The 333-nt window shown below is 63.7% G+C and carries 1 pseudogene; it reads right to left on the bottom strand.

What is annotated here, in order from left to right:
* A pseudogene (locus tag PZH32_RS12020) lies at window positions 1-333 on the bottom strand (dimethyl sulfoxide reductase subunit A); the annotation flags it as partial.

Genomic DNA, 333 nt, shown 5'->3' with positions numbered 1-333 from the left:
GCCAGCCCACCCCATCGAAGACGCCGTGGGCGCGGCGCAGGTAGTGCGGGTTGTACACGATGAAGGGATACTCGCTGGCCTCGCCGCCGATCTTACGGTCGGCGTACATGCCCTCGCGACCTTCCGGCGCCTCCACATAGGTGGGATAGGGTTTGAACGCGCCCTCAGGGCTGTAGCCCATGGCGTTCAGCGTATCGGCCTTGTACTGGCAGTAGATCTCGAACTTGCCCGAGGCGCTGGGCAGCGGCTTGGCCTCGGGATCGGCCACGAAGTCCTCGTAGCCGATATAGGAGTAGGCATCGCCTTCTTCGCGCTTGATTGTGAAGCAGCCGG

Source organism: Adlercreutzia equolifaciens, assembly GCF_029076695.1.
GTDB classification, from domain to species: Bacteria; Actinomycetota; Coriobacteriia; order Coriobacteriales; family Eggerthellaceae; genus Adlercreutzia; species Adlercreutzia equolifaciens_A.
Note: the sequence above shows the minus strand (reverse complement) of the source record. Positions and strands in the feature narration are given on the sequence as shown.